The organism is Thalassobacillus devorans MSP14 (assembly GCF_000496835.1).
GTDB classification, from domain to species: domain Bacteria; phylum Bacillota; class Bacilli; order Bacillales; family Halobacillaceae; genus Thalassobacillus; species Thalassobacillus devorans_B.
Genome location: NZ_KI543237.1, coordinates 504,918 through 524,621, shown reverse-complemented (window position 1 = coordinate 524,621; position 19,704 = coordinate 504,918). Strand labels below are relative to the sequence as shown.

Genomic DNA, 19,704 nt, shown 5'->3' with positions numbered 1-19,704 from the left:
CGAAAAACGACGCTGGAAACACTATACCAGCGAGAGTGTTATCACAGATAATAGAAAATTTTTATACCCTTGCCATTCCCAGCAGTGACAGCAGGTAAAAAAGGTATAAAAAGTTTCTATACATAAGAGGAAGGAAATAGAAAATTGCCTGAAGTCAGAATTTACTGTAAACTGGGGAGAAAAAGGGAGCAGTTGTATGGAGATAGAGGAATTAAAATCTTTTTTGGCCGTTGTCCGTGAACAAAGTATTTCACAAGCAGCAAATGCTTTACACCTTACACAGCCTACACTTAGTACGAGAATTCGTAAATTAGAAGAAAAGCTTGGTTTTCTCCTTTTAGATAGAAATTGGAAGGGAATCACACTGACTCCCGAAGGGCACTACTTTTTGCCGTATGCAATTAAATTATTGAATGAGCTAAACAATGCTTCCACTGTCATTACTTCATATGAAAGGTATGGGTTGGAAAATTTCAATAATGTTTCACCTGATAGAAAAGAACATCTGACCATCGGGATCAACGCATGGTTAGCCCCGGCTTTTACTAACGAAATTATGAGAGCGATATCTGGCATTTTTCCACAGCAAAAATTTCAATTTATCACTCGTCCTACAAACAATTTAAAAGAAATGCTTCATTATGGAAGTATTGATATCGGAATATATTATGGCAATGAAAGAGAAGCCAACCTGGTCGAAGAAAATCTTATGTATGATGAACTAACTTTGTTATGTTCCAAAGAAGAGGAAGGATTGGTTATTAGTGATATTAATGAGGTCGCGGCTTTAGATAAGCCTTTTTTACTTTTTGACAACCCCGCTCTTGCAAATAACAGAACTTTCTATAAGGAAATATTTGAAAGGTTAAGGGTAGAAAAATTCCAGCTGGTTGATGATCTGAGTGTAATGAGCAGCTATGTTGCCTCGAATAATGGTTTCACCATTTTACCGAAATCGGTAATCACTGAATTGTATTCATCTAAAATACAAGTGGTTGAATTAGGAGATTTATTATCCCCGATGGAGATAAAGCTTTCTTATGGTAACCATACTATTTTTAAAAATATTGCTAAAGAATTATATCATGAGCTATTAGCTCATTGTGATAAGGGAGTTGTAGCAGCTGGGTAAAGGTGGATTTGTATTTAAATATTAAATAACTTCATAATATTAATAGAAATGTTTTCAAGCTGTCGGGAATATCCCGACAGCTTGATTTGTTTTGGATAACTCTATTCTATTAGTTGAGATCGTCAAAAGAAAACGCTCGCTTAACATCAAAGGGGGGTGTGTCTATGGTGTTGTCCCCCTTTTTCCGTTCCACTGCCGTGTACTTTATGGGTGGCGATAATTTCTTTTTGTTTGTAAGACACCCCGGAGCCCTCCAAAATCTGGAGGACCCGGGGTGTACCTGACGCCGGCAAATAATTTACGCTTAAACTGAGAGGTTTGAAATTGAGAGTTCGGGGTATAATTTCTAACAAATAACTAAAAGGAAAGGCGGAATGAGAATATGAACAAACTGCTGACGGATGAACAGTTAGAGAATTTGGGGAAAGTTTTCGTTTATCATACATACGGTCTTACTGATGAAGAGCCCCGCACCCTGCCAGAGCCACGCCTTCCATTTGAATTGTTTGTTGAATCATGGATCGAGGGAAAGGACCTGTCCAAAATACTGCCAGCTCTGCAACATTACCAGCACAAATCCCCTAAGTATACGAAACTGATAGCATTGCCAAGGAACCGGGAAAAACATATGGAGTTAAGAACAAACAAAGAAACTATCGGAAAATAAAACCTTTGCTGGTATTTAGTTTACAAGCGTTGCGACAGAACGTTTGTAAGTTTTTAAGCCGTATTTCCACTATATGAATGACTTAAAGGCACTACCATAAAACGGTAGTGCCTTTAAGTATCACTGATATGGTCTCTAACGTTCTCTACTTAACATTTCAACTTTAAGTTCTTTACAGGATGAACTAGTAAAGTAACGTACCCCGGAGCCCTCCAATATCTGGAGGACCCGGGGTGTGGTTTGTTGTTATTTGTAATTTTTTAATTCCAGTCTTCCGATGTCTCTTAGGTGGACCTGGTCGGGACCGTCTACAATTCGTAGCGTCCTTGCGTTTGCCCAGTGGGCGGCGAGCGGGAAGTCGTCGGAGACTCCTGCACCGCCAAACATTTGAATCGCCCGATCGATCACATTCAGAGAAACTCTTGGCGCAGCGATTTTAATCATGGCAATTTCTTTTCTTGCTGCTTTTGCCCCTTCTTCGTCCATTTTCCTGGCAGCATGCAGTGTAAGCAGCCGTGCCTGGTCGATTTCTAAGCGGGATTCAGCAATAAATTCACGAACTACCCCTTTTTCTGCCAGTGGGGACCCGAATGTTTCTCGGCTGTTGACGCGTTCGCACATCAGTTCCAGTGCTCGTTCGGCTGCTCCGATTGCGCGCATACAATGGTGAATCCTGCCAGGGCCGAGCCGTGATTGTGCGATTTCGAACCCTTTTCCTTCTTCATAAAGCAGGTTCGAGACAGGGACACGGACATTATTGAAGTGTACTTCCGCATGGCCGTGCGGGGCGTGGTCATAACCGAATACAGGAAGATGCCGCTTCACTTCGACCCCAGGGGTGTCCATAGGTACGAGTATCATCGATTGCTGCTCATGCCTTGGGCCTTCCGGGTCGGTTTTTCCCATGAAGATAGCAATTTCACAGCGGGGATCCATTGCTCCTGAGGACCACCATTTCTTTGCGTTGATGATATATTCATCACCTTCACGGACGATGTGACTCTGGATATTAGTAGCATCCGATGACGCGACATCTGGCTCTGTCATCGTAAAGCAGGATCGTATTTTTCCATCGAGAAGTGGATGGAGCCATTGTTCCTGCTGCTCCTTGGTCCCGTATTTCATCAGCACTTCCATATTGCCGGTATCCGGGGCATTACAATTGAATACTTCCGGTGCAATCAATGAACGGCCCATGATTTCGCAAAGGTGGGCATACTCATAGTTTGATAGCTGGGTACCATAACCTTCTTCACGGTTGAATAGATTCCACAACCCCTGTTCTTTCGCTTTTTCTTTCAATTCCTCTACAATAGGCGGAATCACCCAACGGGAGTCTGCTTCATTCAACTGCTGTTCATACAATTTTTCATTTGGATAAATATAATCATCCATAAAGGCGACAAGTTTCTTTTGTAATTCTTCTGTACGGTTAGAAGTGGTTATTATCATATTATTTCAACTCCATTTATCAGTTTAGACAAGCATTTTGTTGCGCGCTTCTTCTGACTTTTTCATTAAATTTGCTATCCCGACATTAAGGTCGGAGAAGCGGTCATCCTGGATGCTGCCATTTTTCCAGCGATAATAGATTTGCTGGAGGATAGCTGCATTCTTATAAAATGAATAGGCAAGGTAAAAGTCGATCGCGGACAAATCTCTTCCGCTTTTTTTCTCATATAAGTCCAGCATTTCTCTGCGTGAATAAAACCCTCTTTCCCGAGTGATGGAAGTTAACCCTGTTTCAGGGTCACCCGGTTCTGTCCAGTAAGCGAGGGTCGCCCCTAAATCGGTGAGTGGATCACCGATCGTGCATAGCTCCCAGTCGAACACCCCTGTAACCTCCCCCGGGTTTTGTAAAGAAAACATCATATTGTTCAGCTTGAAATCGTTATGGACAATCGTCGGAGGCGGGGAGGAAGGGATATTGTTTAACAGCCATTCTTCCAACTCTGGCACTCCTTCGATGTCGTCTGTTTTGGAACGGTTATAACGTTTAATCCACCCATTGACCTGCCGCTCTAAAAATCCTTCAGGTTTGCCAAGGGATAGCAAATTTTTGTTTGCTAGATTGATAGAGTGAAGTTCGACAAGCGAGTCGATCACCGATTCTGAGATTGTCTGTCTAATGTTCAAAATGTTCTCATAGGAAGGGGGGATCTCTTCATCGATCACATGACCTTCTTTTATTTCCATCAGGTAAAAATGCTTATCCATGAGACTGGTATCTTTGCTATAAAGATAAGGTTCCGGCGCAAGCGGGAAGACGGGGTGGATTTTCTCCAACAGTTTATATTCCCTTTCCATATCATGAGCTTTCGGTGGAATTTCTCCGAATGGCGGACGGCGCAGGACCGCTTTCCAATTGTCAAACCTGATTTTGTACGTCAAATTGGAGTATCCGGCAGAAAACCGCTCTACCCGCATCCTGCCTTCGAGGCTCGGAAAGCGGTTCTTTAATAAACCTTCGATGCCTTGCCAGTTGATTTCCTCTCGATCCTGTTTCGTTAATTCAGCCAAATGATTCACTCCTTCCAAAATGATAGCGCTTTCTTTTTGTTAAAAAACTAATAAGACAATGGTCATGATGGTCCCAGTGTAGAGTAAGGTGATGGTCGCAAAGCCCATCATGTCTCGAATGCGAAGACCAGCGATCGCAAGCATCGGAATCGCCCAGAACGGCTGAATCATGTTGGTCCAAGCATCTCCCCAGGCTACTGCGGTTACGATTTTGGCTGGATTGACGCCCATTTCTACAGCAGTAGGCAGCATGATTGGCGCCTGGACGGCCCATTGACCGCCGCCGGATGGGATGAACATGTTCAATAGACCTGCGGATAAAAAGGAGAAGAAAGGCAGTGTGTCTGCATTAGCAACACTGGCAATATTCGTCGATAACCAGACAGCTAAGCCCGAAGCACTGAGCATCCCCATGATTCCAGCATAAAAAGGGTACTGCAGGGCGAATTGCCCGACGCTTCCTGATGCTGATTTGATGCCATTTCCCAATTCTTTGACGTTGCCGTATAAAAGGAGAGCGGCCGTCAGGAACATCATGTTGACGATGTTCAAATCAAGTGAAAATCCGTTCAGGTAAAATTGATAGCCTAAGTAGAGCAGACCGAGTACACCACCAGCCAGGACGATTAGGCGGCTGTTATCCATTTTTTCGTTAGGGTTCAATTTTTCTGCTTTGATCTGGTCATGCGAGATGTTGGTTTCTTTTATGATAGATGGATCGACCTGCATCCGGTCTTCCGGTCGTTTTGGGTGAATCAGGTACATGACGAATGGAAGGGTAAAAAAGATAAGCAGAACGAGTACGATATTCATTACTGAAAAAAGCGTGTCAGAAGTAGGGATGATGCCTACCAAGTCCTGAAAGTTGTGTCCTTCCGTTGCGACAAATAAGGATGGAGAGGAAGATAATCCGCCTTCCCAGATAACAAACCCGGAGTAACCGGCAGCTACCAGTACGCGGTAATCGACTTCCGGAACTTTTTTTCCAACGAGACGTGCCATAATTCCAGCCACAACCAGGCCAAGCGCCCAGCTGATCAGCGAAGCGATCAACGAACTGAACGTGACGACGAGTATGGCGGATTTTGGTGTGGTACACCTGCTGGCTGTCTTTTCTAATAATTTAGATACCGGTTTCGTCAAAGCGAGCGCATAACTCATGACAAACGTAGTAATGATTTGGGCTGTGAATGTAAGCAGACTCCAGAATCCATCTCCCCAATATACAACCATGTCGAGCGGGGAGCTTTCCGTTAAGACGATGCCACTTCCAAATGCAATCAAAGTCAGGATTACTGCAAACACGAACGCATCAGGAAGCCATTTTTCGGCGACTTTCGCAAAAAACATGGCCAGCATGGAAATAGGGTTATTCGATACTCTTTCCTGAGGATTCTGTAACTCAACTTTCTTCGCGGATTCTTCCATAGGATTTCCTCCTTTATTATTTTGCGGTCCATCCTCCATCAACGTAAATCGTCTGCCCGGTCATATAATTGGATCCATCGGAAGCTAACAGCGCAAGCGGTCCTGCTAAATCTTCCAGGTCTCCGACGCGTTTTAACATGGTCTGATCGACGATTCCCTGGTAACGTTCTTCATCATTCAGCCATCCTTCGGTCATAGGGGTTTTGATATACCCTGGGGCCAGGCCATTGACGTTGATCCCGTGCTCGGCAAGTTCGCTTGCCCACACTTTGGTCAATTGGTTGATTCCGCCTTTACTGGCCGCATAACTTGTTTGAAAGCTGCTGCCAACACCTCCGAAGATAGAGGAAATATTAACGATTTTCCCGCCTGTTTGCTGTGCAATCATTTGTTTTGCTGCCGCCTGCCCGGCAAGAAATACCCCTTTCAGGTTCGTATCGAGTACGCGTTCCCAGTCGGACTCCTCAACTTCGACCAAGGGCTTTCGTATGTTTGTGCCGGCGTTATTGATTAAAATGTGCACCTCGCCAAATGTTTCAATCACTTCATTCAGCCAGTCGTCTACGCTTTTCTTGGACGTTACGTCTACTTGTGTCGCCAATACTTCAATGTCAGCTTCTGCGAGTGACTTTTTCGCCTTTTCTAAATCCTCCAGGCCACGGCTTGCTATCGCTACTTTGGCACCCATTTTTCCCAGCGTATGGGCAATCCCCAGTCCAATTCCTTTGCTGCCTCCGGTAATCATGGCTACTTTTCCATCTAATCGAAACATGTGGTAAACTCCTCTCTATTGCGATTGTTTTTCAAGCTGCATCAGTTTGGTTTTTAAAATTTTTCCTCCTGGATTCCGTGGAAGAAAATCGATGATTTCTATCTTTTTTGGTACTTTATAATCTGCTACGTGATCCTTCATATAGGTCTGGATTGCTGATGGGGAAGGATGTTTGCCTTCTTTCGGTACAATGTACGCTTTCACTTCTTCACCAAAAATGTCATCCGGAACACCAATGATGGCTGCTTCCAGTACATCCGGGTGGCCATAAAGGATATTTTCCACTTCTGCAGAGAATACTTTTTCACCGCCGCGATTGATGATGTCTTTTTTACGATCCATGATGTAAAGGAATCCATCCTCATCAATCATAGCCATGTCGCCGGATTTCCAGTAACCCTTGTCAAAGGAACGCTGAACCGCTTCTTGATTTTGCCAGTATTCCTGAACAATCATCGGGCCTTTGATGTACAGCTCGCCGATTTCCCCGGCTGGAAGTTCTTCTCCCGTTTCATCGACCATTTTAAACTCTCCTGTCGGGACCACTTTTCCTACCGAAGCCGTTTTATCAAGTGGATAGTCTTTAGGCATGATGGCAGCAGGAGAGGTCGTTTCTGTTGCACCATAAGCATTATGAAGCCTGCTTTTAGGAAGCGCTTTCATTAAAGCGGATATTGTTTCCGGTGACATGGGCGCACCGCCGAAAGCCATGATTTCAATTGAACTTAAATCGTAGCTGGTAAACTGCTCATGGCTCATCATCATGATATAAATCGTTGGTACATTGAACAGAAACGTGATTTTTTCCCTTTCAATCAGGTCAAGGTAGGGTCCTGTCTGATATCGTTTCATTAAAACATTGGTTCCGCCACGGATAATCATATAGAACATCTGGCCGACCAGTCCGGTCACATGGAATAACGGGACAGCGATTAATGTACGTATTGGTTCTGTCGCCTGGAACACCTGACTGTAGTTGAGTACACTATGAATTACATTGACATGGCTTCCGACCGCTCCTTTTGGTTCGCCTGTGGTACCGGAGGTGAACATGATGTAGAGCGGATCTTCCTCCGTGATGTATGGATAATCTGTTTTCGACGACGTCGTTTTGAATACATGGTCAAACTGCGTGTAGGGTTCATTCAATGTTACAGCGTCTGTCATGATCACGTGGTATGTTGGATGCAAGGCTTGCCAATCCTCTACTACTTCCGCATAATCAGCTTCTGCGCATAGCATGCTGGCGCCAGCTTTTTCGATCATATTCAGAAGCTCTTTCTTAGAGGAGCGAACGTTCAAAGGAACAACGATGACTCCCAAATAAGCACAGGCAAGGAACATCTGTATGAATTCGGGACGGTTGCCGAGTAACAGGGCAACACGGTCGTTTTTCTTCAAAGATCCATGGTCTGTCATCCAGGATGCAAGTTGATGGACTTGTTTTTGCAATTCTAAATAAGTGATCCTTTGGTCGTTCCAAACAATGGCTTCGCGCTCGGGGTAGTTTCGTACGGTCTTCTCGAAAGCTTCCATGATGGTGGATGGTCTATCATCGAAGACGTATACTTCCCGGCCATGAATGGTTTCTCTATTCATGCATTCCCCTCCTTAAAGGTTTTCACTATAACTAATGCAAGTATCGTGCCAACCTTAAAAATGAGGAATATTCAGTATTTTTAGAAAAAGCACGGTATATTTTGATTCTATATGTAATCTTTTGATTCTGAAACGAATCAAAAAAGAGGCCCTTAGATGGCCCCTTACTCATGGATATATTCCTTGGAGGTGAGTTGGAACTTCTGCATCTTTTTCACTAAAGCGGATTGACTGATGCCGAGCGATGCAGCAGCTTTTCTAGTAGTTTTATGTTTTTCGATCGCCTCCTGGATAAGTTCTGCTTCATATCGATTCACCAGCTCTTTTAAGTTGTTTTTCTGAGAGCGTGTAGGGCGGAGCGACAAATCTGATGGCATAATGTGTTCTTCCTCACTGAGAATAGCAGCCCGTTCCAGCACATTTTCTAATTCGCGAATGTTTCCAGGCCAGCTATAGTTTTCAAGTACTGGCAGCGTTTCCGGGTGAAGCGAAAGGTTTGAGTCAAGTTTTTCATTTAATTTTTCAAGAAAATAGTTAGCTAGAGGAATGATGTCTGCTGTCCGTTTTCTGAGCGGGGGGATGTGGATGGGAATCACATTTAATCGATAATAAAGGTCTTCCCGAAACTCCCCGTTGTTAACCAGTTCTTCTAAGTTGCGGTTAGTGGCTGCGATGACTCTTATGTTAAGCGGAATCTGATGAGTTCCTCCGACACGCTTGATTTCTAATTCCTGCAGGACACGGAGAAGCTTCACTTGAAACTCTTTCGGTATCTCCCCGATTTCATCCAGCAGGATGGTTCCTCCATTTGCTTTTTCAAACAAACCGACTTTTCCTGTCGTGATGGCACCGGTAAACGCCCCTTTCTCATAACCGAACAATTCTGCTTCCAGTAGGGATGATGGGATAGCAGCACAGTTCACTTTCAGGTAGGGCTGTCCTTTACGCTGGCTATGTTCATAAATGAAATCCGCAAACGCTTCTTTCCCGGCTCCGGATTCCCCGGTCAGTAATACAAGGGAATCAACTTTTGCCACTTTCTTCGCTATTTTGAGCTGCTTCCTGAGCTCCTGGCTATGGGCAATGACTCCCCTGAAAACTGGTTTAGCAATCTCACTTTCGTTACGCTGCTCCAACTCTCTCATCAAGCTGTCAGAAAAAATGCGGGAAGAATATATTTCTGATTTTAGATAATTCAAGTCGCGCAAATCTCTGATGTTGGTAACGACATGGGTGATGTTACCCTGGTCATCAAGGACAGGACTGCCGGTAGCGAGGACTTCAGTCCCGTTTACCGTTTGAATGATTGTAATCGCTTTCTTTTCTTCTAAAACTTTATAGGTAACCGAATCGGAAATGATTCCATCCTGGATCGCATCTTTTAAATCCCGATATAAAAGTTTATCTTTAGAAACACCGGTAATTCGAGTGTAGGCTTCATTCATAGTCCAGCCAATTCCGTTGGCATCGGCAACGAAAATACCATCATAGCTTGATTGAATGATAGAGTCCAAGAGCTGAAGTTCCTGAGGAACAGGTTGGATTGCTGATTTGTTCGTAGAATTACCAGATTGACGCATAGTTCCCCTCCTGACAGACCATGAGGATTAACGAGGCAGGTCTGCTGAATTATTCATGTTGTTTCTATTATTCAGTAGAAAAGCCATTAAGTCAAAACCCTCCTGGAAATCCAAATTCTGGAGGACCTGGGGTGAAGATTCCCACACCCCGGAGCCCTCCAAAATCTGGAGGACCCGGGGTGTTGTTATGGTAAAATAGGCAGAGCACAGGAGGAGGCATTCATATGAAGATTACAGAGGATCTCGGCAATGAAATCATTCAGCGTCTGGCACCTTATATACATGTTCCGATGAATCTGATGGACCCGGAAGGCAGGATTGTCGCAAGTTCTGATTCTTCCCGTGTCAGGCAGGTTCATCAAGGCGCTATTTATGTGATGCAACATCAACAGGATTTGATTATCGGTGATGAGAATATCAATGAATTTCCCGGTGCGAAAAAAGGGGTGAACCTCCCGATCCGGCATCGTGATGAGCTTGCTGGTGTCGTCGGACTTACCGGTGATCCGGAAGCCATCATGCAGGCTGCCGGAATGACGAAGGCTTCGGTTGAAATAGCTTTGGAACAGATTTATATCCAGCGCCAGACTTTTTATAAAGAACGCCAGTGGGAGAATTGGCTGCAGCAATTGTTGCACCCGGCAGGTATCAACGAAGAATTTTTGACACAGGAAGCACGCTATACACTCGACACGAATGTAACGGGGGAGTGGAGGGTGTTTTTGGTTTATTCCGATAGACTAGCTGAAAAGAACGATCAAATAAAAGTGGTTGTTGATCAGCTGGCTTTACAGCCGCTTTTTACCATTCAATATCGTGAAAAGGAATATGTCGTTGCTCTCTCAGCTGCAGAACAGGCCCCTGTTACGTTTGCTGAGAAACTGGTTCAGCGGATTGGCGGTAAGACGAGGGTTGGAATAGGTGAGATCGGAAGCGGCATCAACGGGCTGCGTAAATCTTATTTTCAAGCGAAGCAGGCACTGCAATTTTCCGACCTGGCGACGACCGTAACGTTAAGTTCCGACTGGGAGTTAGAGCGAATGGTGGATGCTATTCCTGATGAGAAGTACGATTCTATAGCTTCCCTGTATCAACAAAAATTGCAGGCGTTAGGCACACCGTATATACAGACGCTGAAACAGTTTTTAGAAAACAATTTTAAAGTGAAAGAAACGGCTGAATCTTTGCATATCCATCGGAATACACTGAACTATAGGCTTGGGCAGATCACAGAAAAAGTAGGACTGAACCCGCAACTATTCAAAGATGCCAGCTTATTATATATGATCCTTCAACGAATCGAAACGTGAACAATTGTGCACTTGCACAAATTACACAGTTGAAAAGTCTGAAAATTTTGTCGAATAGGCTGATTGTATGTGTCCTGTTTTTTCGGTTGAATAAAGGTAGTGACGCTTGGAAGGAGTAGCTTATGAAAATCGTTATTGCACCAGATTCATTCAAAGGGAGTTTGACCTCCCGGCAGGCAGCAGAAACCATGCAACGCGCGATTCTGTCAGCCAACCCAGCCTTTGACACAGTTACAAAGCCTATGGCTGACGGTGGAGAGGGAACACTTGATGCGCTTCTGGCTGCCACTGACGGGGAGAAGAAGGTTCTCGATTGCACAGGTCCATTAGGGGAAAGACAGTCCGGCTGGTATGCCGCGCTCAAAAATGAAATCGCTGTCATCGAAGCGGCAACCATTGCCGGTTTGACGCTGGTACCGGAAGAAAAAAGGAACCCCGATCTTACCACTTCCTACGGGATTGGAGAGGCGATCAAAGATGCCATCGATGAAGGATTCACGGAGATTCTGGTCGGTTTAGGCGGGAGTTCGACCAATGATGGAGGTATTGGCATGCTTCAGGCGCTGGGGTTAAAAGCTTTTGATGAAGAAGGCAGCGAACTTCCTGCCAAAGGCGCATCCCTGCTGGAAGTAGCTGCACTCGACTTCAAAAACCTTGATGAGCGCTTGAAAAATATCGAGATCAAAGTAGCCTGTGATGTTGATAATCCACTGACTGGTCCACGCGGAGCCTCAGCGGTATACGGTCCGCAAAAAGGTGCAACCGAGCAGCAGGTAGAACACTATGATGCCGCTATGGAACGTTATGGAAAGCTGATTGAAGCGGAAACCGGTGAAAACCATATGGAAGTGGAAGGTGCCGGAGCTGCTGGCGGCCTGGGATTCGCCTTACTGACTATTGGCGCGGAACTGGTGTCAGGCGCAAAACTGATTGCCGAAGCGATCGGGTTGGAAGAAAGCCTCACAGATGCTGATCTTGTTTTTACAGGAGAAGGACAGAGCGATGAACAGACATTATACGGGAAAGCTCCTGGATATGTCGCCGAGCTTGCCCGGAACCATGGCGTGCCAGCCGTACTGATTTCTGGCAGTATTGGTGGAAACGTAGAAGAACTCAATCGACTTTTTGCCGGATGTTTTTCTATCATTCCAGGACCGATGAGTCTTGAGGACTGTATCACACATGCGGAAACGCTTTTATACGATGCTACGAAACAGATCATCCATTTGATTGAAACGTCATCCAGATTGGAAATTTAAGAGAGGAGTGATCGAGTGGAAGGTATCGGTCTTATTTTAGTCATAACATTAGGGGTATTATTCGTTATTTTTGCAACAGCTAAATTCAAGCTTCATCCATTTCTATCATTATTGATCGCTGCATTCGGAATCGGAATTGTGGCGGGACTTCCATTATCGGAAGTTGTCGAAGCTGTCAATGGAGGATTTGGAGGACTGATGGGCGGCATCGGGCTGGTCATCGTGTTCGGTACGATCATCGGAGTCATTTTAGAAAAATCAGGAGCGGCCTTGCGCATGGCGGAAGTCGTTTTGCGTATCGTCGGGGAAAAACGTCCCCAGCTTGCTATGAGTGTCATCGGAAGTATTGTCAGTATTCCGGTATTTTGTGACTCCGGTTACGTCATTTTATCGTCGTTGAAGAAAGCGCTTGCGCGCAGAGCGAAGGTTACCGTCGCTTCCATGGCAATCGCATTGTCGACCGGTTTGTTCGCGACACATACACTGGTACCACCGACACCGGGTCCGATTGCAGCGGCAGGTAACATCGGAGCGGAAAACTATCTGGGAACCGTCATCCTGGTCGGTTTCATCGTTGCTATCCCGGTAATCATCGCCGGTTATCTGTGGGCGCTTAAAGCAGGTACAAAAATACATATCGAAGGAGAAGATGACCATTCCTTCGATTACGATACGATTGTAAAAGAATTCGGTGAGATGCCATCGACATTCAAATCATTTGCACCAATCCTTGTGCCGATTCTGTTGATCGGTTTCAGTTCGGTAATCACTTTTGCCGGATGGGAAGGAACATTGTTTGATATCTTCCTATTCCTTGGTGCACCAGTCGTTGCTTTGCTGATCGGTGTTTTATTCGCATTCGGGCTTCTGCCGAAGTATGACGAAGAAACATTGACGCAGTGGGTAGGCATCGGAATCAAGGAAGCGGCTCCTATCCTGCTGATCACCGGTGCAGGTGGCGCATTCGGGTCTGTCATTAAAGCGACACCAGTTGCCGAATTCATCAAAGGGTTCGCCTCCAATGATGTGTTCGCTGGTGCCATGTTCGTATTCATTCCATTCCTGATTGCTGCTGCATTGAAAACAGCACAAGGTTCATCCACGGCAGCACTCGTCATCACATCTACCTTGGTAGCACCGTTACTGGGGCAAATGGGAATCGAAGGCGCCTTGCCGCTTGCGCTGGTAGTCATGTCTGTCGGAGCAGGTGCGATGGTCGTATCCCACGTGAATGACAGCTACTTCTGGGTAGTGAAAGAGTTCAGCGGCATGTCGGTTACACAAGCTTATAAAGCGCAGACAGCAGGTACGTTGATCCAGGGGATCGTAGCGATCCTGGTAACCTTCGTTCTGTGGTTGATTTTTGTTTAATACACACCCCGGGTCCTCCAGATTTTGGAGGGCTCTGGGGTGTGTTTTCCATTTCCTGGAGGACCTGGGGTGTTAACCATTAACCTAACACGATTCTCCAGAAGAATAGCAGTGAAACGCTGATGACCCCGACCCATACCAGGGAAGTGGGAAGGCCCACCTTCAAAAGGTCCTTGTCACTAAAATAACCGAACGAATAACTGATCAGGTGAACAGGAGATTGGGTGATCAAATAGAAGCCGGGTACTCCTGTTAAAAAGACAGCCATGGCTACCATCAGCGGAGAGAAGCCGGCCAGGTTTTCTCCGATATTGATAGACAGCGGGATCATGATGGTTAGAAATCCAAGCACGTTCACAAAGACAATGCGCACGATCAGGGTACACAATATCAAGATGATCACTACTAAAATAGCAGACTGGGAGGCAGTGGTTTCGACGATGACTTTTGCAAGCCACTCGACCGTGCCGGTTTTAATAAGCATGCCGGATACCATCAGGGTGCTGGCGAAAAACAGCATCATATCCCAGTTGATCGATTCTCTCGCTTCTTTCCATTCCCATACGCCAATACCGGGGAGCATGGTGAGCACGGCTCCTAACAGACCGACGAGCGGGATGGAGAACCCGTGTATGCTTTGTGTCGCCCATAATAGGAGGGTAACCCCCATGATGGCAATGACTTTCTTTTCAGCCAGGTTGATGTTTCCTAACTCGTTCAAGCGTTCTTCCAGTAACCCTACCAGGTGACCCTGATCGACATTTTCCGGTGGAAAATAGCTCATCATGATCAGCCATAGAATAAATATGAACAGCAGAATCGGCGGGGCGAAGTAGATGAGCCAGGTCAAATAGTTTAAGTCCGGGTAGATGTTTGTGAATATCCCGAATGTATAAATGGTGTTGCTTGCCCCTGTGGCAACAAAAGCTCCGGAAATGGCACTTAAGTAGCTGATGCCGATGAACAGGGATTTTCCCAGATTGGTGACATCATTGATTTCCCGCAGACTTTTTAAGAGCCTGTCCAGGACGGACGATACAAGATTCCCCTTTCCGATATTGGATGGCACCAGCACAGATAACACCAGCATCAGGATAAAAGATATCAGGATGAGAGCTTTCCCTGAACCCTTCGAGAGTTTTAACAGATTTAGGGACAAGCGGCTGGCGAGTCCTGTTTTGATAAAGGCGTTGGAAATAATATAGGTGGCGAATAACAGCCAGACGACTTCCTCTCCGAGATAGCCGAGTGTTTCTTCATAGCTGAAAAAATGGAATGAGAGCACCAGGATGAACAATAACGAGCTGAAAGCAAGGGTGAATACTCTTCCGATCCATAATATTTGTATGAAGAATAAGGCAGCTATCGCTTTCACTTTGATATCCCAGTCGAATAATGGAAAAAAGAAGATGATATAAATGGCCAGCGATAGTAATAGCAGTATTTTTCGTTTCTCCATAGCGATGTCTCCTAATGGCAAAAGAATGAGACAAGCCACCTGCACGATGTAGGTGGCTTGAACAAATTAAGATGTGACACTTTTGGTTACATAGTTTGCGGCAGACGTACCAGCTGTTTTTCCGAAGACGGCGCCGGACATGAGCCCTGAACCGCCAGGGTAGTTTTCGTAGAAAATACCTCCGACCATTTCCCCGGCGGCGAACAAGCCGTGGATCGGCTCGTCGTTTTCATTCAGTACCTCTGCATTGGTATTGACACGCACGCCCCCGAAGGAGAAGGTGATGCCGCAAGTGACAGGAAAAGCGTAAAATGGTCCCTGTTCGATGCGGAGCGCCCAGTTCGATTTCGGTGGTGTAATGCCTTCCGTTCCTTTGCCGTCTTTTACGGTAGGGTTATAATATCCATCCTGGACTGCTTCGTTATATTCCTGGATGGTTTCCAAAAAAGCGGAAGTGTTTACGTCCAGCCTGTCTGCCAGGTCTTCCAGTGTGTCGGCTTTATAATAAGTAGCTTCTTCGAGATTATATTCCTTCCGGAGCATCGGTCTTACCTGCTCGTCATAGATTTGGTAAGCGATATGGCCTGGCTGTTTCAGGATTTCCTTTCCATACTTCGCATACGTATAGTTCCGGAAGTCCGCACCTTCGTCCACAAATCGTTTACCATCTTTGTTGAGCATGATACTGAGCGGGTAGGAGTGTTTTTTGAAAATGTCACCGGGCTTGTTGAAGTCTCCGGTTTTGGGTGCGTTCGCATCTGTTCCGATCGCGTGACAGCCTGCCCATTCGCCGTGTTTCTGTGCCCCGACTGAAAGAGCCATGGAAAGTCCGTCGCCGGTATTGTATTCGGTGCCGCGGACAATGGCTGCTTCCCATTCTTCTCCAATTTGTGCCGCACGCATTTTCCTGTTGGCCTCGAAACTTCCGCAGGCAAGCACAACAGAAGTGGTGGCAACTTCAATTTCTTCACTGCCTTTTTTTACTATAATAGAAGAAATGCGATTCTTATCGGTTTTCAATGCCATGGCCTCGGATCCGTACCAGATATCGACTCCAAGTTCTTTCGCTCGGTTGAACAAGGTGCTCATCAGCCCCATGCCGATGTTTTTCGTCTTGACGGGCAGGCCTCCCCAGAACTGGAACTTTCCGTCTTTTTCAAATGACTGATTGCTGTAGTTCAGCTCGAATTCGACGCCTTGTTCTTTCATCCAGGCAATCGTGTCATAGGAATTGTTGACAAGATGGCTGGCCAGCTCAGGAGTACTTTTGCCACCTGTCACCCGCTGCAGGTCATTGTAGTAATCATCCGTGCTGTATTCCGGCATGACGATGTTATCTGCTTCTCCATCAGAGAGTTCCGGTATCAGTTTTCTGATGTCGCTTAAATCGTTATAGGCGAATCGGATCGCTCCATCGGTGAAATAGGAATTACCGCCGCGTTTTTGTTCAGGAGCTTTTTCCAGTACGAGGACATTCGCTCCGTTTTCTTGTGCGGAAATGGCTGCACACAAGGCGGCATTTCCAGCGCCGACTACGACTAAATCATATTTTTCCATGTTACTTTCTCCTCCTTACGAAGATTTATAGACTTGATCTTCGTCTTCTGACATATTCTTTTTTCTTTTGGCCAGCTTTAAAATCAACGGATAACACAAGGAAAGCATGGTGAGAATCACTAAGCCGATGCTTACACCAGAGGAAAAGAAGACCCCGAGGCTTCCATTGGATGATAGAACGGCCATTCGGAAATTTTGTTCCATATCGGTCCCGACAATCAATGCCAGTACCAGTGGTGCAATCGGGATATCCATCACTTTCATCATCAGACCGAACAGCCCGAAGATGAGAAGCAGGAAGAAATCAATGACCGAGTAGCTCAACGTATAGGTCCCGATGAATGCCAGCAGCACGATAATTGGATAAAGCACTTTCGCAGGTGTATCCAAAATTTTGACGAGCAGTCCTACCATCGCGATATTGATGATCACCAGTGCAAGGTTGCCGATGAACATGCTGTTGATCAGTGCCCATGCTGTTTCCGGCTGTTGTTCGAACAGTAGCGGACCGGGTCTGAGACCAAGCATGATAAGGGCCCCGAGCATGACGGCTGTCGTCCCTGAACCTGGGATACCCATGGTCAAAAGCGGGATCATCGCCCCGACAGATGCCGCGTTGTTGGATGATTCCGGCGCAGCAAGTCCTTCTACCGCACCTTCACCGAACTCTTCTGTCCGTTTGGAGATTTGTTTTTCAGAAGTGTAACTGATCATGGATGCGATCGAACCGCCTGCGCCAGGCAGGACGCCGATGATAAAACCGAGTGGTCCGCTTCTCAATATCGGCCACTTGGAACGTTTCCATTGCTCCTTGGAAAACCATACTTTTCCGACTTTCTTCTTTTCTTTTTTCTGCTTGTCGATATTCAAAAAGTTATAAAGCACTTCACCGATGGCATACACACCGATAATGACGATGAGGAAGTCGATCCCTTCACTTAAATGGGGGATGCCCATGGTGAAACGATATACACCTGTCTGCGTATCAATACCGACAGTACTTAAAGCAAGCCCGACCATCATGGCCAGGAAGCCTTTGATCATTCTGCCGATGGAAAGTGCTACGATGGCCGACAAGGTAAGCAGCATCAGCAGGAAGTATTCGGCAGGGCCGAACTTCAGCGCGAAGTTGGCCAATGGTTCGGCAAGGAATATAAAACCGACGACAGCCATCAGGCCGCCGATGAAGGACGCCACAGCAGAGATAGCCAGCGCTTCTCCTGCCTGTCCTTTTTTAGCCATCGGGTAACCATCGAATGTAGCGGCAATGGCCGAACCATCCCCTGGAGTATTCAAGAGAATCGAACTCCTCGACCCGCCATACATGGCTCCGTAATAAATGGCTGCCATCAAAATGATGGCGCTGACCGGGTTCATTCCAAAAGTGACCGGAATCAGTACGGCAACCGCTGTTGCCGGTCCGAGTCCCGGGAGCATTCCTACAATTGTTCCCAAAAATCCGCCCAAAATGATCCAGAGGATATTGATCGGCTGGACGGCTATGGATAATCCATCTAAAAAGCTGCTGATATCCATGGTTTCACCTCCTAAGGTAGACTGACACCGAGCAGTTGACTAAACGCATACCAGCTGATGAAAGAAAAACTGACCGTCACGATGATGTTCACCAGCCATTTCTTTGGCCCGTTGATAAAAAAAAGCAGCGCTCCTAAAAAAATCATCGTGGAGTATAAGAAGCCGAGTGGTTCGAACAGGAAGGCATAGACGAGCCCGGCTGCAATGGTAAACAGGATCAGTTTAGGCGTTCTTCCTGATAACATCAGCTTGATATCGGTGTTTGTTTCATGTAGTTTTTTCAATTCCTGAATGAAGAAAATGACACTGAAAATCAGCATGAATATACTTAACCCTAATGGGAAGTAGATAGGTCCGTACGGATTTCCTAAGTTGGCTTTTGGCAGGTTCAAGGATGCAAACAGGAAGACAATACTAAAAATCGTCAGTCCTGCAGGCATGAGCAGCTTTAAGGTTTTCATTATCGATATCACCTCTCTTTGAAGAAAATGCCTGCTGTAAGGAAGACAGCAGGCAATGTAATTACTTGACCAGACCTGACTCTTTCACAAGTCTTTGATAAAGATCGTGTTGTTCTTTCATGAATTTCTTCGTTTCTTCGCTGTTTTTATAGAAACCTTCCCAGTCATTGTTCTCCAGTACTTTTTTCCATTGTTCGGTTTCGACCATCTTGCTGAGCTTCTTATCCCAGTAGGCGATTTCTTCTTCAGTCATATCCGGCGGTCCCATGATTCCTCTCCAGTGCGGAAATACAAGGTCGATGCCTTCCTCTTTCCAGGTAGGCACGTCTTCAAGTCCTTCTACCGGTTTATCGGAAGAAACGGCCAGGATTCTCAATTTTCCTGCCAGATGCTGGTCCTTTACTTCAGAAAGGGAAGTGGTAACTGCATCAACGTGACCGCCAAGCAGTGCTGTTACGACATCACCGCCTCCCTGGTAAACAAGGAAGTTCAGTTTTGAAGGATTGATATCATATTCACTGGCCGCCTGGACGATGGACAAGTGGTCATCATTGCCAAGTCCTGGTCCGACTCCGATTTTGACTTTGCTAGGGTCTTTTTTGACGGCTTCCATGAATTCCGTTGCGCTCTTATACTTGGAGTCCGCTGGAACGGCCAGTGCCTGCCATTCGGTAGCAAGGGTGGCGATCGGGGTGAATTGCTTGTAAGTAAGTTCACTCTGGCCAAGCAGGTTGTTGGTCAGTACTAAGCTTGAGTTGACAGCCAATGTGTGGGCGTCCTTTGACTTCAGGTATTTCCAGCCAACTTCTCCACCTCCGCCGGGCTTGTTGACGACGTTGATGTTCTCTTTGACCAATTTTTCATCAGTTAGGACTTTTTCAAGCGAACGTGCCGTCAAGTCCCATCCGCCGCCTGGTGAAGCAGGGGCAACAATTTCGATGTTTTTCTTCGGATATTCCTGCGTGCCGGAAGCATTGCCTGAACAGCCGGCTATGACGAACGTAAGTATTAGCAATGATACAAATGCGAGTTTCCTCATACGTACACTCCTTT

General features: G+C 46.0%; 16 protein-coding genes. 5 read left to right on the top strand and 11 right to left on the bottom strand.

What is annotated here, in order from left to right; translation table 11 throughout:
* Nucleotides 1-196: 196 nt before the first annotated feature.
* Entirely contained in the window at nucleotides 197-1,132 is a 936-nt protein-coding gene (locus tag P855_RS0112900) for a LysR family transcriptional regulator (RefSeq protein ID WP_028783959.1), read from the top strand.
* A 382-nt stretch (nucleotides 1,133-1,514) separates the two neighbouring features.
* The gene (locus P855_RS0112890) at nucleotides 1,515-1,799 is read left to right on the top strand and encodes a hypothetical protein (protein WP_028783958.1); all 285 of its coding nucleotides are present in this window, start codon (nucleotides 1,515-1,517) and stop codon (nucleotides 1,797-1,799) included.
* Between the two features lie 246 nt (nucleotides 1,800-2,045).
* Here P855_RS0112890 and P855_RS0112885 read toward each other — a convergent pair whose 3' ends face one another.
* The 6 genes from P855_RS0112885 to P855_RS0112860 form a co-directional block, all read right to left on the bottom strand.
* Nucleotides 2,046-3,251 carry an acyl-CoA dehydrogenase family protein gene (locus tag P855_RS0112885; RefSeq protein WP_028783957.1) on the bottom strand — a complete coding sequence of 402 codons (1,206 nt, stop codon included), beginning with the start codon at nucleotides 3,249-3,251 and terminating at the stop codon, nucleotides 2,046-2,048.
* A gap of 24 nt (nucleotides 3,252-3,275) precedes the next feature.
* The gene (locus P855_RS0112880; protein ID WP_028783956.1) at nucleotides 3,276-4,319 is read right to left on the bottom strand and encodes a phosphotransferase family protein; all 1,044 of its coding nucleotides are present in this window, start codon (nucleotides 4,317-4,319) and stop codon (nucleotides 3,276-3,278) included.
* 39 nt (nucleotides 4,320-4,358) lie between these two features.
* Nucleotides 4,359-5,747: a short-chain fatty acid transporter gene (locus tag P855_RS0112875; RefSeq protein WP_051353213.1), complete on the bottom strand. Its 1,389-nt coding sequence runs from the start codon at nucleotides 5,745-5,747 to the stop codon at nucleotides 4,359-4,361.
* Between the two features lie 16 nt (nucleotides 5,748-5,763).
* The gene (locus P855_RS0112870; RefSeq protein ID WP_028783954.1) at nucleotides 5,764-6,519 is read right to left on the bottom strand and encodes an SDR family NAD(P)-dependent oxidoreductase; all 756 of its coding nucleotides are present in this window, start codon (nucleotides 6,517-6,519) and stop codon (nucleotides 5,764-5,766) included.
* A gap of 15 nt (nucleotides 6,520-6,534) precedes the next feature.
* Entirely contained in the window at nucleotides 6,535-8,118 is a 1,584-nt protein-coding gene (locus P855_RS0112865) for a class I adenylate-forming enzyme family protein (RefSeq protein ID WP_028783953.1), read from the bottom strand.
* Nucleotides 8,119-8,282: 164 nt separating this feature from the next.
* Nucleotides 8,283-9,698, bottom strand: a complete 1,416-nt coding sequence (locus P855_RS0112860; protein ID WP_051353212.1) for a sigma-54 interaction domain-containing protein — start codon at nucleotides 9,696-9,698, stop codon at nucleotides 8,283-8,285.
* Nucleotides 9,699-9,922: 224 nt separating this feature from the next.
* Between P855_RS0112860 and P855_RS0112850 the strand changes: the two genes are divergently transcribed.
* The 3 genes from P855_RS0112850 (at nucleotide 9,923) to P855_RS0112840 (ending at nucleotide 13,638) form a co-directional block, all read left to right on the top strand.
* Complete coding sequence (locus tag P855_RS0112850) at nucleotides 9,923-11,008, top strand: CdaR family transcriptional regulator (RefSeq protein WP_028783951.1); 1,086 nt, start codon at nucleotides 9,923-9,925, stop codon at nucleotides 11,006-11,008.
* Between the two features lie 122 nt (nucleotides 11,009-11,130).
* The gene (locus P855_RS0112845; RefSeq protein ID WP_028783950.1) at nucleotides 11,131-12,267 is read left to right on the top strand and encodes a glycerate kinase; all 1,137 of its coding nucleotides are present in this window, start codon (nucleotides 11,131-11,133) and stop codon (nucleotides 12,265-12,267) included.
* Nucleotides 12,268-12,282: 15 nt separating this feature from the next.
* A complete protein-coding gene (locus P855_RS0112840; RefSeq protein WP_028783949.1) occupies nucleotides 12,283-13,638 on the top strand; it encodes a GntP family permease in 1,356 nt (451 codons plus the stop codon).
* A gap of 79 nt (nucleotides 13,639-13,717) precedes the next feature.
* Here the strand turns inward: P855_RS0112840 and P855_RS0112835 are convergent, their stop codons facing one another.
* The 5 genes from P855_RS0112835 to P855_RS0112815 all read right to left on the bottom strand — a co-directional run bounded on the left by P855_RS0112835 (nucleotide 13,718) and on the right by P855_RS0112815 (nucleotide 19,690).
* Nucleotides 13,718-15,097, bottom strand: coding sequence for an SLC13 family permease (locus tag P855_RS0112835; RefSeq protein WP_037986046.1), 1,380 nt, complete (start codon nucleotides 15,095-15,097; stop codon nucleotides 13,718-13,720).
* A gap of 66 nt (nucleotides 15,098-15,163) precedes the next feature.
* A complete protein-coding gene (tcuA, locus tag P855_RS0112830; RefSeq protein WP_028783947.1) occupies nucleotides 15,164-16,654 on the bottom strand; it encodes an FAD-dependent tricarballylate dehydrogenase TcuA in 1,491 nt (496 codons plus the stop codon).
* A gap of 15 nt (nucleotides 16,655-16,669) precedes the next feature.
* Nucleotides 16,670-18,190 (bottom strand): tripartite tricarboxylate transporter permease, encoded by a 1,521-nt coding sequence (locus P855_RS0112825; RefSeq protein WP_200865957.1) that lies wholly within the window; start codon nucleotides 18,188-18,190, stop codon nucleotides 16,670-16,672.
* Between the two features lie 11 nt (nucleotides 18,191-18,201).
* Nucleotides 18,202-18,651 (bottom strand): tripartite tricarboxylate transporter TctB family protein, encoded by a 450-nt coding sequence (locus tag P855_RS0112820; RefSeq protein WP_028783945.1) that lies wholly within the window; start codon nucleotides 18,649-18,651, stop codon nucleotides 18,202-18,204.
* A 61-nt stretch (nucleotides 18,652-18,712) separates the two neighbouring features.
* Nucleotides 18,713-19,690 (bottom strand): tripartite tricarboxylate transporter substrate binding protein, encoded by a 978-nt coding sequence (locus P855_RS0112815; RefSeq protein ID WP_028783944.1) that lies wholly within the window; start codon nucleotides 19,688-19,690, stop codon nucleotides 18,713-18,715.
* Nucleotides 19,691-19,704: the final 14 nt, after the last annotated feature.

What these genes read in the sequence shown, in the direction of transcription:
- P855_RS0112835 (WP_037986046.1), bottom strand. Translation starts at nt 15,097, where the DNA reads ATGGAGAAACGAAAAATACTGCTATTACTATCGCTGGCCATTTATATC.
- P855_RS0112885 (WP_028783957.1), bottom strand. Translation starts at nt 3,251, where the DNA reads ATGATAATAACCACTTCTAACCGTACAGAAGAATTACAAAAGAAACTT.
- P855_RS0112820 (WP_028783945.1), bottom strand. Translation starts at nt 18,651, where the DNA reads ATGAAAACCTTAAAGCTGCTCATGCCTGCAGGACTGACGATTTTTAGT.
- P855_RS0112875 (WP_051353213.1), bottom strand. Translation starts at nt 5,747, where the DNA reads ATGGAAGAATCCGCGAAGAAAGTTGAGTTACAGAATCCTCAGGAAAGA.
- P855_RS0112900 (WP_028783959.1), top strand. Translation starts at nt 197, where the DNA reads ATGGAGATAGAGGAATTAAAATCTTTTTTGGCCGTTGTCCGTGAACAA.
- P855_RS0112890 (WP_028783958.1), top strand. Translation starts at nt 1,515, where the DNA reads ATGAACAAACTGCTGACGGATGAACAGTTAGAGAATTTGGGGAAAGTT.
- P855_RS0112825 (WP_200865957.1), bottom strand. Translation starts at nt 18,190, where the DNA reads ATGGATATCAGCAGCTTTTTAGATGGATTATCCATAGCCGTCCAGCCG.
- P855_RS0112860 (WP_051353212.1), bottom strand. Translation starts at nt 9,698, where the DNA reads ATGCGTCAATCTGGTAATTCTACGAACAAATCAGCAATCCAACCTGTT.
- P855_RS0112815 (WP_028783944.1), bottom strand. Translation starts at nt 19,690, where the DNA reads ATGAGGAAACTCGCATTTGTATCATTGCTAATACTTACGTTCGTCATA.
- tcuA (WP_028783947.1), bottom strand. Translation starts at nt 16,654, where the DNA reads ATGGAAAAATATGATTTAGTCGTAGTCGGCGCTGGAAATGCCGCCTTG.
- P855_RS0112865 (WP_028783953.1), bottom strand. Translation starts at nt 8,118, where the DNA reads ATGAATAGAGAAACCATTCATGGCCGGGAAGTATACGTCTTCGATGAT.
- P855_RS0112845 (WP_028783950.1), top strand. Translation starts at nt 11,131, where the DNA reads ATGAAAATCGTTATTGCACCAGATTCATTCAAAGGGAGTTTGACCTCC.
- P855_RS0112870 (WP_028783954.1), bottom strand. Translation starts at nt 6,519, where the DNA reads ATGTTTCGATTAGATGGAAAAGTAGCCATGATTACCGGAGGCAGCAAA.
- P855_RS0112850 (WP_028783951.1), top strand. Translation starts at nt 9,923, where the DNA reads ATGAAGATTACAGAGGATCTCGGCAATGAAATCATTCAGCGTCTGGCA.